Genomic DNA, 15,219 nt, shown 5'->3' on the forward strand with positions numbered 1-15,219 from the left:
TGTCACGGCGGGCTGTTTTTCAAGCGCCCCGCCGTGTCGATACTCACCACCACCGATAAGCCCGGACGCAGGCGCTCACTCTCGGCCTGGTTCGGGTCAACGCTGATCCGCACCGGCACGCGCTGGGCGATTTTCACAAAGTTGCCGGTGGCGTTGTCGGCCTGCAACAGGCTGAACTCGGAACCGGTCGCCGGGGAAATATGCTGCACTGTGCCGTGAAACTTGCGGTGGTTCAGCGCATCCACGGTGAAGGTGACCGGCTGACCGACCTGCACGTTGTCCATCTGGGTTTCTTTCATGTTGGCGATCACCCACAACTGCGGCGGCACCAGCGCCATCAGTTGCGCGCCGGAGTTGACGTAGGCGCCGAGGCGCACGCCGATCTGCCCCAACTGGCCGTCACGCGGCGCGGTGATGCGCGTATTCGACAAGTCGATGCGCGCCAGCTCCACGGCCGCATCGGCACTGGCGACGGCGGCTTCCAGTGAACCGCGATTGACGATCACGCTTTGCAGGTCCTGGCGCGCGATTTCGAGGTTGGCCTGGGCCTGTGCGACCGCTGCGACGGTCTGCGCATTCGCGGCGCGCGTCACGTCGAGCTCGCGCTTGGACACCGAGCCGTCACTGATCAGTTCTTCGTTGCGGCGCAAGTCGGCGGTACTTTTGCGCGCCTGGGCCTGGCTGTCGACCAGCGCGGCCTGGCGTAATTTGATCGTCGCTTCGGCGCTGTTGCGTTGCTGCAGCGCATTCGCCAATGCGGCCTTCTGCACCGCGCGCTGCGCCAGCGCTTGATCAAGACGCTGCTTGTAGATGCGGTCATCCAGGCGCACCAACAGGTCACCGGCCTTGACGAACTGAAAGTCCTGCACCGGCACTTCAAATACGTAGCCGCTCAGTTGTGGGCCGATAATCGTTACCTGGCCGCGCACCAGCGCGTTTTCGGTGGTTTCTACGGCACTGCTGAACGGCGGCAATTGCCAGGCATACAGCACGATCAGCACACCCACGATGGCGATCGCGGCAAAGCCTAACGATGAGATAACACGCACGCGCAGCGAGCGCGGTTCGGTCACGGTAGCGCCCGGCGGCGCGGTGCCTTCAGGGGTCGAAGCGATGGCGTTGGTGGTGGTGGTCGTGGAGTTTGTTTCGGTCATGTAGAAACGCCGCTGGGTTGAACGGGAGGGGCTGCTGCTTTGGTGGTGCTCATCAGCCACAGGCTGCGGATAAAAATCCAGGTCATGGTGAGTGCCGCGATGATCGCGATCAGCATGAACACATCGTTGTAGGCCATTACATTCGCCTCACGCGTGGCCGCCGTGGCCAGGCTGCGAATGCCCATCAGGTTACGTAATTCGGGGTCGGCAAGCACCCCGCCATAGGCCGCGCCGCCGCTTTGCACGCGCGCCGCCACACGCGGGTCAAGCAGTGTCAGGTGCTCAACGATCATGCTGGAATGGTACTTCTCACGCACGATCTGAAAGGTGCCCAACAACGCCGCACCAATCAGGCCGCCGAGGTTTTGGCAAATACCGAACATCACCGAAAAACTCACCAGGTTGCGCGGGTTGGTCAGCACGTTTCGGGTGCCCAGCACCATGGTCGGCCCTAGAAAAAAGGTGCCGCCAAAGCCTAGCAGGAATTGGCTGATGTAGAGGTTCTGCGGCCGGGTCAGGTTGCTCGAAAAACTGTCCATCACCGAGCCGGTGGCCATCAGCGCCAGCGAGATAATCAGTGGCATAAGCAGGTGCGCCGGGTTGATCGTCAGCGCACTGACCACCAGCCCGGCAATCGCCCCGGCCAACATCACCACGTACAGCGTGTGCATCTGCTCGTAGCTCATGTTCAACATCTGCATGAAACCCACGGCGCCGGTGGATTGCTCGGACAGCACCATGCGAATCAGCACCACCGCCAACGCCAGGCGAATCATCACCCCGCTGCCCAGCCAACGCGTCATCAGCAACGGGTTCGTGCGGTTATGCTCGATGGCCAGGCCGGCCATGATCAACACCAGCGAACAGGCCGAGGCGACGCCGATCCACGGGGCTTCCAGCCACCAGTCGATACGCCCCAGCGACAGCACCGCGCAGAGCAAGGCCACGCCCGTGGCAAGAATGCCGAAGGTCAGGAAGTCGAGTTTTTCAAAGGTCTTGAAGCGATCACCCGGCGGCAACTTGAGCAGGAACACGCAGCCCAGGCAAATCAGCGCCAGGCCCAGCTCAAACAGGTACAGCCCGCGCCATTCGGCGATTTGCAGCAAGTCTTCAGAGAACAATCGCGCCAGCGGCAGCGCCAACTGCGCGGTGCCCAGCCCGAGCACCAGGGCTTTCATGCGCCACTTGGCCGGGAACGCCTGGATCATGTAGTACAACCCCAGCGAACTCAGCGCCGCGCCCACCATGCCGTGGGCCGCGCGCACCGCGATGGCCGAACTGAGGTCGTTGACGAACAAGTGGCCGAAGGTCACCAGCGCGTACAGCACAAGGAACACTTCGGTAAATGCACGCAATCCGAATTGCTGGCGAAACTTGACCAGCAGCAGGTTCATGCACACGTTGGTCATCACATAGGCGGCGGGCAGCCAGGCCATTTCGGCGGTTGTCGCGCCGAGTGCGCCTTGCAGGTATTGCAGGTTGGCGATCACCAGCGCGTTGCCGAGCCCACCGGTTATTGCTACCAGCATGCCCACCAGCGCGAACGCCCAGCGCTTTGGGTTGCTGTGCAACGGCGTCGACGGCGAACCCGGCAAGCTCGGTCGCTCGTGGGGCTGCCAGGTGTGTGGGGTGTATTTATCCATTGCATGACCTTGGTGAGCCGACGTGCAAGGTCGGTGGCGCATTGACTCCAGGCGTAGTAAACCTGAGAGGCGGTTATCTTGTCATGCCAGGGACACAATTGATCTATTCAGGCGTGTTACTCGACGGTGGGCGCGCTGTCGCGCGGGAATCGGGGGTTGGGGGTTCTTTGGGTTTTCGTACATATCCGTTATTTGGGTGATGGTTTGTATCGGTTTCGCTCTTACAGCGAGTCACTTTTGAACAGCGCAAAAGTAACCAAAACGCTCTTGCCCCACCACTCGGCACCTCGCTTAGGCTCGGTGTGCCCGCACACAGGCTTGAATCCGTGGGCCGCCGCGATGGGCCATCCTTGGCCCAGCGCGGCTAACCCGGCGTCCTGCCGGGTTACCCACGGATTCAAGCCTGCGTGCGGCCATCGTGGTTTAACGGGGCGCTTCTCAGATCAAGATCACAAAGATCAAAAGCAAAAGCACGGCGGCCTGAAAGCCGACCTGAGTGGTTGAAGCAGATCAAGGGCGGCTTTGCATACACAGCAGATCTGCGTTTTTTGCTTTTTGTGGGAGGGGGCTTGCTCCCGATAGCAGTTTCACAGTTGATGCATGAATTGACTGACCCACCGCCATCGGGAGCAAGCCCCCTCCCACAGTTTGACCGAGTTCGGCTTAGATGATCGTTCCCACGCTCTGCGTGGTAATACCGCTCCGGACGCTCTGCGGCCTGAGTGGTTGAAGCAGATCAAAGGCGGGTCTTGAGTACACAGCAGATCTGCTTTTGCTTTTTGTGGGAGGGGGCTTGCTCCCGATAGCAGTTTTACAGTTGATACATGAATTGACTGACCCACCGCCATCGGGAGCAAGCCCCCTCCCACAGTTTGACCACATTCTGCTTGGGAGATTGGGTCGGCTTTCGGGCCGCCTGCTTGTGATTGTGATCTTGATCTGAGGCGCCCCGTTAAACCACGATGGCCGAACGCAGATATTACGGAGCGGGTAAACCGGCAGGACGCCGGTTTAGCCGCGCTGGGCCAAGGATGGCCCATCGCGGCGGCCCGCTCCGTAATATCGGAGTGCGGGCACACCGAGCCTAAGCGAGGTGCCGAGTGGTGGGGCAAGAGCGTTTTGGTTACTTTTGACTGGGCCGGCTTCCGGATCTATCAAAAGTGACCCGCTGTAAGAGCGGAACCGATATCAGCCATCAAAAAAATAACGGATATATACGAAAATCCCAAGAGCACACCGAACCCGTTTGCCGCGCGACAGCGCTAGATCAAAGATGCCGTGGGGCCTCCCACAAAAGCGCTTTTCAGAGCAACGCTCTGGATAACATTCCAATCGCCACCAGCACACACAGGCTGGCAAAACCGACTTGCAATGCGCGCGCGGGGATCACCGAACACAGGCGCCGGCCCAGCAACATGCCGACAACGCTGGCCGCGATAAACACCCAGCCCAGCGGCTCGATACGCACACCGGCATGCATCGCGCCAGCCACGCCGACGAGCGAGAGCAGGCTGATTACCATCAACGAGGTGGCGACGATGCCGCGCATCTGCACGTCGGTCAGTTGCTTGAACGCCGGCACAATCAGAAAGCCGCCGCCGACACCGAGCAAGCCCGAGACCGCGCCGGTTACCGCGCCCAACGCGGCCAGGGTCGCGCTGCATTTGGCGGTCCAGGCGAAGCGCCCGGTCTGCTGGTCAAGCATGCAGTTCTTCTGCCCCCACGACGCGGCGCCATGGTCACTCGGGCCCGCTTCGGCCTTTTCGCGCCGCAACATGCGCCAGGCCACCAGCACCATCAACGCGCTGAACAGGCCCATCAGCACCGGCTCCGTCAGTTGATGCGCGAAGAACACCCCCAATGGCGAAAACAGCGCGCCGAGCAAGGCGATCAACAGCGCCGCGCGGTAGCGCACCAGGCCGTGGCGCAGCCCATCAACTGCGCCTACCGCCGCCGCCGCGCCCACCGCGAGCAACGACACCGGCGCGGCCTGGGTCATGCTCAACCCCAACCCCAACACCAACGCCGGCACCCCAAGGATGCCGCCGCCAGCACCGGTAAGCCCCATCACCAGGCCCATCAGTACACCCAACACACTGGCCAGCAGCATTTAGTCCACCTTGCTCAGGCGGGTCAGCCACTCGCGGCCCTTGAGCATGCCGTTCCAGTAGAACCACGGCAGCAACGTGGCCTTGAGAAACCACATCGAGCGGCGTGCCCGCGTCGGGTCGAGTGGGAAGGTCGGCAGCAGCTTGCCGCCGTAGCCGAACTCGGCGAGCACCACCTTGCCCTTCTCTACCGTCAGCGGGCAGGAACCGTAGCCGTCGTACTTCAGCGGCAACGGCGCTTGGTTGCGCAAGGCCAGCAGGTTCTCGGCGACCACCACGATCTGCTTGCGCGCGGCGGCGGCGGTTTTCGCGTTGGTGGTGGAGCACACGTCACCCAACCCGAAAATGTGCGGGTAGCGCAGGTGTTGCAGGCTGTGGGGGTTGACTTCACACCAGCCGGCGGCGTCGGCCAGCGGGCTTTGGCGGATGAAGTCCGGGGCAACTTGCGGCGGCACCACGTGCAGCATGTCGAAGGATTTCTGCTCGACGCTGATGTTGCCTTCGGCGTCTTTGACTTCAAACCAGGCGGTGCGCGACGGGCCATCGACCTTGATCAGGTTGGAATTGAACGCCAGGCGCGCGTTGTATTTTATGATGTATTGCATCAGCGGCGGCACAAAGGTCGCCACGCCAAACAGCGCGGCGCCCGCGAGGTTGAACTCAACCTCGATGTTTTTCAGGTTGCCTTGTTTGAGCCAGTGGTCGCAGGACAGGTACAGGGCTTTTTGCGGCGCACCCGCGCATTTGATCGGCATGCCCGGCTGGGTAAAGATCGCCTTGCCGCCCTTGAGTTGCTGCACCAGTTGCCAGGTGTAGGCGGCGTGCTCGTAGCTGTAGTTGGAGGTCACGCCGTGCTGGCCGAGCGTGTCTTCAAGGCCTTCGACTTTGTCCCAGGCCAGGCGCAGGCCGGGGCACACGATCAGGTTGATCCAGGTAACGCGCTGGCCGCTGTCGAGCACCAGGGTTTGCGCATCCGGCAGCACTTCGGTGACGGCGGCCTGCACCCAGGTAACACCATTGGGCAGCACGTCGGCCAATGGGCGCCGGGTCTTTTTCAGGTCGTAGGCGCCGCCACCGACCAGCGTCCAGGCGGGCTGGTAGCAGTGGTATTCGCTCGGCTCGATCAGGGTGATGTTCAGGTGCGGGTCGCGTTTGAGCAAGCTGGCCAGCAGGCCGATACCTGCCGAGCCGCCGCCGATGACTACGATGTCGCCACTGATGGTAGGGCCACAGTGTTGGTCGGTCATGGTCTATCGCCTTCTGTATTCAATGCACACAAGGGGCGTTGCCGTATGGCGTCACGCCCAGCTTTTGATTACCGCGCCGCAGTACAGGCCGGACAGCGTCTTCATCACTTGAATCACTTCGTGGCTGGCCAGGCCGTAAAAAATGTATTTGCCTTCGCGACGGGTGGCCACCAACCCTTCGTCGCGCAGGATGCCCAACTGTTGCGACAGCGTAGGCTGACGCACGCCGGTCATGGTTTCCAGTGCGCCGACGTTGCGCTCACCCTGAGTCAACTGGCACAGGATCAACAAACGGTCCTCATTGGCCAAGGCCTTGAGCAAGACACAGGCCTTGGACGCGGAGGCACGCAATTGGGCGACCTCGCCCTCACTCAGAGTAGATTCCATTTGCCTCGGGTCCTTTATCTCACTTAAGCTCAAAACATTATGTGTAAACGTAAACTGATTGTAACCAATTTTTTCGTCACCAGGGACCGCCGCCATGCCAGCGTTGATTCAAGCCTTTCTGGACGAGGCATCGTCGACTTACACCTACGTCGTCTATGAAAACGACGGTGGCCCCTGCGCCATCGTCGACTCGGTGCTCAACTACGACCCGGCTTCCGGGCGCACCGACACCGCGCAGGCCGACAGCGTAATCGCGTTTGTGCGTGAACACGGCTTGCAGGTGCAATGGCTGCTGGAAACCCACGCGCACGCCGACCACCTCTCCGCCGCGCCTTACCTGCGGCGTAACGTGGGTGGCAAAATCGCCATCGGCGAGAGCATCAGCAAGGTGCAGGGTGTGTTCAAGCAGCTGTTCAATCTGGAGCCGGAGTTTCGCGTCGATGGCTCGCAGTTCGACCACCTGTTTGCCGCGGATGAAATCTTTTATATCGGCAACCTGAAAGCCCAAGCCTTGCATGTACCCGGCCACACACCGGCAGACATGGCCTACCTGATCAACGATGAATTGATTCTGGTCGGCGACACGCTGTTCATGCCCGACGTGGGCACCGCGCGCTGCGACTTCCCCGGCGGCGACGCGCGTCAACTGTACGCCTCAATGCGCAAGCTGCTGGCCTTCGCGCCGCACACCCGCCTGTACGTGTGCCACGACTACCCACCCGAAGGCCGCGCAGCCAAGTGCCTGACCACGGTTGCCGAGCAACGCGCGCATAACATTCATGTACATGATGGGGTCGATGAAGCGACGTTTGTCGCCATGCGCACTCAACGTGACGCGGGGTTGGGCATGCCGACACTCCTGTTGCCGGCAATCCAGGTCAATGTGCGGGCCGGGCACCTGCCGCCGGCGGAAGACAACGGCGTGGTGTACCTGAAAATCCCGCTGAACACGCTCTGATCAGCTACGTGTCGAAATGCGACGCCTCGGTGGCGGCGAGCCCTGACCACAACTCATCCACGTGCTTGAAGCCCCAATCCTCAGCGCTTTCGCGGCCAACGATTTTGTCGGGCAGTTCGGCGAGGTTGACCACCACCTGCATGATCGGCAACCGCGAACGCGCCGAAAAAAACACTTTGACGATGGGCGTGAGCAACGAGTGGGGGTTTTGCTTGATCACCACCCCGATGCGGCCACTTTCCAGGCGCACCAACGCGCCCACCGGGTAAATACCCACGCAGCGCACAAATGCCTGGAACACCCGCGCGTCAAAATGGCCCTTCCATTCGGACATTTTCTGGATCGCATCGGCGGGGTTCCAGCACTGTTTATACGGGCGATTCGAGGTTACCGCATCGTATACATCGCACACCGCGCCCATTTGCGCGAACAGGCTGATCTGGTCCTGAAGCAGGCCGTGAGGATAGCCGCTGCCGTCGGATTTCTCGTGGTGGTGCAAACACACGTCCACCACCACTGCGCTGATATACGGGCACGTGCGCAAAATATCCGCGCCCTTCTCAGGATGACCGCGCACGATCTCGAACTCCGCTTCGGTCAACGCCGCAGGCTTATTCAGGATAGCCTCTGGAATGGCCATTTTGCCGACGTCGTGGAACAACCCTGCCATGCCCGCTTCCTGCACGCACGCCGGCGACAGGTCCAACTGGCGTGCCAGGGCAATCATCAACCCACACACGGCGACCGAGTGCATGTAGGTATATTCATCGGCTTTTTTCAAGCGGGCCAGGCTGATCAACGCATGTGGGTGGCGCAGCACTGACTGGGAAATATCGCCCACCAGCTTGGCCACTGGAGTCGGATCAAACGCCCGGCCCATGCGCAGGTCACTGAACATTTCGGTGATCGCGATTTTGGCAAACGCACACACTTTGACGGCTTGGGCGACTTCACCCTTCAAATCAGCTTGTGAGGAAATAGCACGCCGCTTGGGCGTTTCAGGCTTTTTTGCGGGTTGATCTTGGGACCTCGGGTCGGCACGCATGACGTCACAGCCCTTGACGGTGTCAATCCACACACCCTGCACCCGTGACGCCTGCAAGCGCTGTAAATCACCCGCGCGATCGAGCAAAAAACTGCTTTTCCAAAACACATGCTCAAGCCATGAGCCATCCAGCTTGTGCACGTGCATGCCCAGGGTTACCTGGGCCACCGGAATACATCTCAACATAGGTCATACACCTTTTCGAAGATTGGCCGCGATCAGCTCACGGAGAACTTCGAGACGATCTGCTTGAGGTCAATCGCCAGCTTGGACAGCTCATTACTGGCAATCGAGGTTTGACCGGCCGCCGAGGAACTCTGGATAGACAGGTCGCGAATGCTGATCAGGTTTTGGTCGACGGAGCGCGCCACGTGCGCCTGCTCTTCGGATGCCGTCGCAATCAGCAAATTCCGCTCGGCAATGTCAGAGATAGCGCTGGTGATCTGCGTGATGGCCAGGCCGGCTTCGTGGGCAACTTTCAGCGAATCCACGGCTTCGCTGCGGTTCAATGCCATCGACGACACCGCCTCGCTGGAGCACACCTGAATTTTCGCAATCATCTGCTCGATTTCTTGCGTCGAGGTTTGGGTTCTGTGCGCCAGCGCCCGGACTTCATCGGCAACCACCGCAAACCCTCGGCCCTGCTCACCGGCACGCGCCGCTTCAATGGCCGCGTTCAAGGCCAGCAGGTTGGTTTGCTCAGCGATCGATCGAATCACTTCGACCACCTTGGCGATGTCTTGAGCCTGCTTGGCCAACCCTTCGACTTCCAGCCCGGTTTGCTGAACCGTGGCGCTGAGCTTTTGAATCGAGGCAATGGTTTGCGTCACACGCTCTTGGCCGACTTCGGCTGACCGTTGCGAATCCTGGGTCGACTGGGACGCGGAGACGGCGTTTCTGGCGACTTCTTCAACGGCCGCGGTCATCTCATTGACTGCGGTGGCCGCCTGGTCGGTCTCCATGCTTTGGCGCTCAATGCCTGCACTCGATTCGCGGGTAATCGAACTCATCTCTTCGGCGGCGGAAGCCAACTGGCCGGACGCTTCAGAGATATGCTGCAAGGTACTTTTGAGGTTCATTTGCATCGCAGCCGTGGACTGCTGCAACGCGGTCATTTCGTCGTTGCCATTGATCAGAATAGCCACACGCAAGTCGCCATCGGCAATCTTGGCCGTCGATACCAACAACTCACGCACCGGCGCGATGATGCTGTTGGTAAACAGACGTGCGATCACCACCGCCACCAGCAATGAGCTGAGCATCAACGCCCAGGTAAACCAGCGCGTGGTTGCGTACTCGTCGGCAGCCACTGCCACCGCCGCGCTGGAGCCTCGCTCATTGAGCTTGATCAGGTCATCCACGGAATTCTGCAGCTTGAGTGCCACTGGCCCGGTAAAGTCGCGCAAATACGCGCTGAACTCTTCGATCGGCATGGTCGGGGAGCGTGTTAATAACTCGTCTATCTCCTGGCTGTAGGTGTGTATCCCCTGCATCACCTCAGTGTAAATGGCCTGTTCTTCAGGACTCGACACCATCGGCGCGTAGCTTTCGGCCATTTTTAACGCTTGCGAACGGACTTCTTTCAGCTGTTGATCAGAGTTTGACGTCTGACTGGCGCGGTCCATGCCAAAACGGCGCAACTCCAGTCGCAGCTTGTAAAAGCTTGAGTCTATTCTGCCCGCCAGTCGAACACTGGGTAGCCAGTTAGTTTGAATATCGACCGTCGACGCATAAATCTTTTCAACTTTTACCAGCGTCACACTTCCTTGTATTAACAGCAGAACGCACACCACCCCAAAACAGATGTTGGTACGCAAGTTCAACTTCAAGGCTCTCATGGACATGTGTTTCACTCTTTCAATTGGCAATGAAGCTCATTGCCTTACGGTTTTTTTATTAATTAATCGATTAAATAAGCGCGACTGACAATGGCTATCATTCGCCCACGGCTAACAGCTCAAGCGCGTTAATGTTAAAGTTTCTTGATAGGGCATGGCCGCAGCCCGCCTTAGCGGGGCAGGATTTTAATGCCGGGCAGCAAGTACATGGAATCCAGCGAACTGTCGCTGTTGCGCGCCACGGTGTCGAGGTGACGCCGCAACGAATCAACAATTTCGGGGGGCAGGTAATCCATTTTCTCCACTAATGCGGCCATGTCTTCCAAGGCAGAAATAATGGACTGCTGGGTGAGATTAAGGTCGTAGAGCGCGCGGCAAATAAGCTCCTGATCTTCCATCACTGCCCGCCTGAATAAAACTGGAGCTTAGCACTACATTGCGCTTTGTAGGATAAAGCCACTGTTAAATAATAAAGTTTAGTTTTAAGGCACTGCCATTGAGTGAACCCTGTTTTACACACCTATCTAAATGAATAGAACTGATACTTTTTTACTCACAAAAATTTCACCGCACAGCCACTTATAGATGCTGACGTTTTTGTCGCTAGACTATCAGCCCGTCCCGTGGCAGTGGCAGCGCGGTTTTGTAGCGCACTTGTTTCAGCGCAAAACTGGACCGGATGTTGGCGACGCCGGGCACCTTGGTCAGAAAGTCCATCATGAAACGCTCCAATGCCTGGATCGTCGGCACCAAAACGCGGATCAAATAGTCCGGGTCACCGGCCATCAGGTAGCACTCCATCACCTCAGGGCGATCGGCAATTGCGCCTTCAAACTGCTGCAAGGCCAGCTCGTTCTGCTTTTCGAGGCTGACGTGGATGAACACGTTGACGTGCAGCCCGAGCAAATCGGCGTCGAGCAGCGTGACCTGATCGCGAATCAGGCCCAACTCTTCCATCGCCTTCACCCGGTTGAAACACGGCGTGGGCGACAGGTTGACCGAGCGAGCCAGGTCGGCGTTGGTGATGCGGGCGTTCTCTTGCAGGGCGTTGAGAATGCCGATGTCGGTACGGTCCAGTTTGCGCATGAGACAAAATCACCTGTTTATTATGCTTATGCAGTTTTTTTATCCGCAAATGATCCGCAGCGCAACGAAACACAGATAAATATTCTTCTATTCCCCGCCTATGATTGTTGTAGGACAAGAAGCCTTCTACCCGAAGACCGACTGTCAGCTAGCGCGCCCACTACAAGAAATTCACAAGATAGAGCGTAGAAAGCCATGAACCAGCCGTACGAACCGCTGCGCCTGCACGTGCCCGAACCCTCGGGCCGCCCGGGCTGCAAGACCGACTTTGCCTACCTGCGCCTGACCGACGCAGGCCTGGTGCGCAAACCCGCCATCGATGTAGAACCCGCCGATACCGCCGACCTCGCCAAGGGCCTGATTCGCGTGCTTGACGACCAGGGCCAGGCGTTGGGGCCGTGGGCCGAAGGTGTGCCGGTGCAGATTCTGCGCAAAGGCATGCGCGCCATGCTCAAGACTCGGATTTTCGACAACCGCATGGTGGTCGCCCAGCGTCAGAAAAAAATGTCGTTCTATATGCAAAGCCTCGGCGAAGAAGCCATCGGCAGCGCGCAGGCCCTGGCCTTGAATATCGACGACATGTGCTTTCCCACGTACCGCCAGCAAAGCATCCTGATGGCACGCGACGTGCCGCTGGTCGACCTGATATGCCAGTTGCTGTCCAACGAGCGTGACCCGCTCAAAGGCCGCCAATTGCCAATTATGTACTCGGTAAAAGACGCAGGCTTTTTTACTATTTCCGGTAACCTCGCCACGCAGTTCGTACAGGGCGTGGGCTGGGGCATGGCCTCGGCGATCAAAGGCGATACCAAAATCGCCTCGGCCTGGATCGGCGACGGCGCGACTGCCGAGTCCGACTTCCACACCGCGTTGACCTTCGCCCACGTGTACCGGGCGCCGGTGATCCTCAACGTGGTCAACAACCAATGGGCCATCTCGACCTTCCAGGCCATCGCCGGCGGTGAAGCCACCACCTTCGCCGGACGCGGCGTAGGGTGCGGCATCGCCTCGTTGCGGGTCGACGGCAACGACTTTATCGCGGTGTACGCCGCGTCCGCCTGGGCTGCCGAGCGTGCGCGCCGCAACCTCGGGCCTACGCTGATCGAGTGGGTCACCTACCGCGCCGGCCCGCACTCGACCTCCGATGATCCCTCCAAATACCGCCCCGCCGATGACTGGAGCCACTTCCCGCTGGGCGACCCGATTGCCCGCCTCAAGCAGCACCTGATCAAGATTGGCCAGTGGTCCGAAGAGGAGCACGCGGCGGTCAGTGCCGAACTGGAAGCCGAAGTGATTGCGGCACAAAAACAAGCCGAACAGTACGGCACGCTCGCTGGCGGCCAAATTCCAAGCGCCGCGACCATGTTCGACGACGTCTACAAAGAGATGCCTGAGCACTTGAAGCGCCAGCGTCAAGAGTTGGGGATCTGACATGAACGATCACAACAACAGTATCGAACTGGAAACCGCCATGACCACGACCACCATGACCATGATCCAGGCGCTGCGCTCGGCCATGGACGTGATGCTCGAACGCGATGACAACGTGGTGGTATTCGGTCAGGACGTCGGCTACTTCGGCGGCGTGTTCCGTTGCACCGAAGGTTTGCAAAACAAATACGGCAGCTCGCGGGTGTTTGACGCGCCGATCTCGGAAAGCGGCATCGTCGGCGTGGCCGTGGGCATGGGTGCCTACGGTTTGCGCCCGGTCGCAGAAATCCAGTTTGCCGATTACGTGTATCCGGCCACCGACCAGATCATCTCCGAAGCGGCGCGCCTGCGTTATCGCTCGGCCGGCCAGTTCACCGCGCCGCTGACCTTGCGCATGCCGTGCGGCGGCGGCATCTATGGCGGCCAGACCCACAGCCAAAGCATCGAAGCAGTGTTCACCCAGGTCTGCGGCCTGCGCACCGTAATGCCGTCCAACCCGTATGACGCCAAGGGCCTGCTGATCGCCTCCATCGAAAACGATGACCCGGTGATTTTTCTGGAGCCCAAGCGCCTCTACAACGGCCCGTTCGACGGCCATCACGACCGCCCCGTTACCGCGTGGTCGAAACACCCGCAAGCGCAAGTGCCCCAGGGTTACTACACCGTGCCGCTGGACGTGGCTGCCATCGTGCGCCCGGGCTCGGCCGTCACCGTGCTGACCTACGGCACCACCGTGTATGTGTCGCAAGTCGCCGCCGAAGAAACCGGTATCGACGCCGAGGTCATTGACCTGCGCAGCCTGTGGCCGCTCGACCTGGACACCATCGTCACTTCGGTGAAAAAGACCGGCCGTTGCGTGGTGGTGCATGAAGCCACGCGCACCTGTGGTTTCGGTGCCGAGCTGGTCGCGCTGGTGCAAGAGCATTGCTTCCACCACTTGGAAGCGCCGATCGAACGCGTTACCGGTTGGGACACGCCTTACCCGCACGCGCAAGAGTGGGCGTATTTCCCAGGGCCGTCCCGCGTGGGCGCGGCGTTGAAACGGGTTATGGAGGTCTGAATGGGCACGCACGTTATCAAGATGCCGGACATTGGCGAAGGCATCGCAGAAGTTGAGCTGTCGGTGTGGCATGTAAAAGTCGGCGACTTGGTGGTTGAAGACCAAGTGCTGGCGGACGTGATGACCGACAAGGCGATGGTCGACATTCCCTCGCCCGTACACGGCAAGGTGATTTCCCTCGGTGGCGAGCCGGGTGAAGTCATGGCCGTGGGCAGCATTTTGATCAGCATCGAGGTGGAAGGCGCGGGCAACGCCAAAGACGCCCCGCTGGTTGCGCAACTCGTAAAAGCTGCGCCCGCGCCGGTTGAGCAAGCCAAGCCCGCGCCGGTGGTAGAAGCAAAGCCGGTGAGCAAGCCTGCCGCACCCGCCGTGGCGCGTGAAGCCTGCGAACGCCCGCTGGCCTCCCCCGCCGTGCGTAAACACGCGCTGGATGCGGGGATTCAACTGCGCCTGGTGCAGGGTTCTGGCCCGGCGGGACGGGTTCTGCACGAAGACCTGGAGGCGTATTTGCTTCAGGGTGCGGCAAAACACCCGACGGCTGCCAACCCTTACGCTGAACGCAACAGTGAGGAGCAGATTCCGGTGATCGGCATGCGCCGCAAAATCGCCCAGCGCATGCAGGACGCCACCCGCCGCGCCGCGCATTTCAGCTATGTGGAAGAAATCGACGTCAGCGCCCTCGACGAGCTGCGCATACACCTCAATGAGCAACATGGCGCCACACGCGGCAAGCTGACCCTGCTGCCGTTTATCGTGCGTGCCATGGTCGTGGCGCTGCGAGCATTCCCGCAGATCAACGCGCGCTACGATGACGAAGCCCAAGTCATCACCCGCCTTGGCGCAGTGCATGTGGGCGTGGCCACGCAAAGCGATACCGGCCTGATGGTGCCGGTGCTGCGTCACGCCGAAGCACGCAGCCTGTGGGCGAATGCCGAGGAAATCACGCGTTTGGCGACTGCCGCGCGCAGTGGCAAGGCCAGCCGTGATGAGCTCTCCGGTTCGAGCATCACCCTGACCAGCCTTGGCGCGTTGGGCGGCATTGTCAGCACGCCGGTGTTGAACCTGCCAGAGGTGGCCATCGTCGGCGTCAACCGCATCGTTGAGCGGCCGGTGGTGATCAAAGGCCAGATCGTGGTGCGCAAGATGATGAACCTCTCCAGCTCGTTCGATCACCGCGTGGTCGATGGCATGGACGCGGCGCAATTCATCCAGGCCATTCGTGGCCTGCTCGAACAACCCGCCAGCCTGTTTCTGGAGTAACC

13 protein-coding genes are annotated in these 15,219 nt (G+C 60.1%); 4 read left to right on the forward strand and 9 right to left on the reverse strand.

Going from position 1 to position 15,219, the window contains the following annotated elements:
• Positions 1 to 2: 2 nt before the first annotated feature.
• The 5 genes from AO240_RS12310 to AO240_RS12335 form a co-directional block, all read right to left on the reverse strand.
• Positions 3 to 1,154: an HlyD family secretion protein gene (locus AO240_RS12310; RefSeq protein WP_099236709.1), complete on the reverse strand. Its 1,152-nt coding sequence runs from the start codon at positions 1,152 to 1,154 to the stop codon at positions 3 to 5.
• Positions 1,151 to 2,797 (reverse strand): MFS transporter, encoded by a 1,647-nt coding sequence (locus AO240_RS12315; protein WP_099236710.1) that lies wholly within the window; start codon positions 2,795 to 2,797, stop codon positions 1,151 to 1,153. Before AO240_RS12315 ends, AO240_RS12310 begins: the two co-directional genes overlap by 4 nt.
• A gap of 1,303 nt (positions 2,798 to 4,100) precedes the next feature.
• The gene (locus AO240_RS12325) at positions 4,101 to 4,907 is read right to left on the reverse strand and encodes a sulfite exporter TauE/SafE family protein (RefSeq protein WP_058413410.1); all 807 of its coding nucleotides are present in this window, start codon (positions 4,905 to 4,907) and stop codon (positions 4,101 to 4,103) included.
• Positions 4,908 to 6,152, reverse strand: coding sequence for an FAD/NAD(P)-binding oxidoreductase (locus tag AO240_RS12330; RefSeq protein ID WP_099236711.1), 1,245 nt, complete (start codon positions 6,150 to 6,152; stop codon positions 4,908 to 4,910).
• 51 nt (positions 6,153 to 6,203) lie between these two features.
• Positions 6,204 to 6,539, reverse strand: a complete 336-nt coding sequence (locus AO240_RS12335; RefSeq protein WP_058413412.1) for a metalloregulator ArsR/SmtB family transcription factor — start codon at positions 6,537 to 6,539, stop codon at positions 6,204 to 6,206.
• 94 nt (positions 6,540 to 6,633) lie between these two features.
• Between AO240_RS12335 and AO240_RS12340 the strand changes: the two genes are divergently transcribed.
• Entirely contained in the window at positions 6,634 to 7,497 is an 864-nt protein-coding gene (locus AO240_RS12340; protein WP_099236712.1) for an MBL fold metallo-hydrolase, read from the forward strand.
• 4 nt (positions 7,498 to 7,501) lie between these two features.
• Here AO240_RS12340 and AO240_RS12345 read toward each other — a convergent pair whose 3' ends face one another.
• The 4 genes from AO240_RS12345 to bkdR form a co-directional block, all read right to left on the reverse strand.
• Positions 7,502 to 8,728, reverse strand: coding sequence for an HD-GYP domain-containing protein (locus tag AO240_RS12345; RefSeq protein WP_099236713.1), 1,227 nt, complete (start codon positions 8,726 to 8,728; stop codon positions 7,502 to 7,504).
• A gap of 32 nt (positions 8,729 to 8,760) precedes the next feature.
• Entirely contained in the window at positions 8,761 to 10,302 is a 1,542-nt protein-coding gene (locus AO240_RS12350) for a methyl-accepting chemotaxis protein (protein ID WP_371918624.1), read from the reverse strand.
• 248 nt (positions 10,303 to 10,550) lie between these two features.
• Positions 10,551 to 10,778, reverse strand: a complete 228-nt coding sequence (locus AO240_RS12355; protein WP_099236715.1) for a hypothetical protein — start codon at positions 10,776 to 10,778, stop codon at positions 10,551 to 10,553.
• 205 nt (positions 10,779 to 10,983) lie between these two features.
• The gene (gene bkdR, locus AO240_RS12360) at positions 10,984 to 11,466 is read right to left on the reverse strand and encodes a Bkd operon transcriptional regulator BkdR (protein ID WP_099236716.1); all 483 of its coding nucleotides are present in this window, start codon (positions 11,464 to 11,466) and stop codon (positions 10,984 to 10,986) included.
• A 195-nt stretch (positions 11,467 to 11,661) separates the two neighbouring features.
• Here bkdR and AO240_RS12365 point away from each other — a divergent pair, with 195 nt between their 5' ends.
• From AO240_RS12365 to AO240_RS12375, 3 genes are read left to right on the forward strand one after another with little or no spacing between them, the layout of a single operon-like run.
• Complete coding sequence (locus tag AO240_RS12365) at positions 11,662 to 12,897, forward strand: 3-methyl-2-oxobutanoate dehydrogenase (2-methylpropanoyl-transferring) subunit alpha (protein WP_099236717.1); 1,236 nt, start codon at positions 11,662 to 11,664, stop codon at positions 12,895 to 12,897.
• A gap of 1 nt (position 12,898) precedes the next feature.
• A complete protein-coding gene (locus AO240_RS12370; RefSeq protein ID WP_099236718.1) occupies positions 12,899 to 13,957 on the forward strand; it encodes an alpha-ketoacid dehydrogenase subunit beta in 1,059 nt (352 codons plus the stop codon).
• Entirely contained in the window at positions 13,958 to 15,217 is a 1,260-nt protein-coding gene (locus AO240_RS12375; protein WP_099236719.1) for a dihydrolipoamide acetyltransferase family protein, read from the forward strand.
• The last annotated feature ends 2 nt before the right edge of the window (positions 15,218 to 15,219 follow it).

The organism is Pseudomonas sp. ICMP 460 (assembly GCF_002723595.1).
Lineage (GTDB): Bacteria > Pseudomonadota > Gammaproteobacteria > Pseudomonadales > Pseudomonadaceae > Aquipseudomonas > Aquipseudomonas kitaguniensis.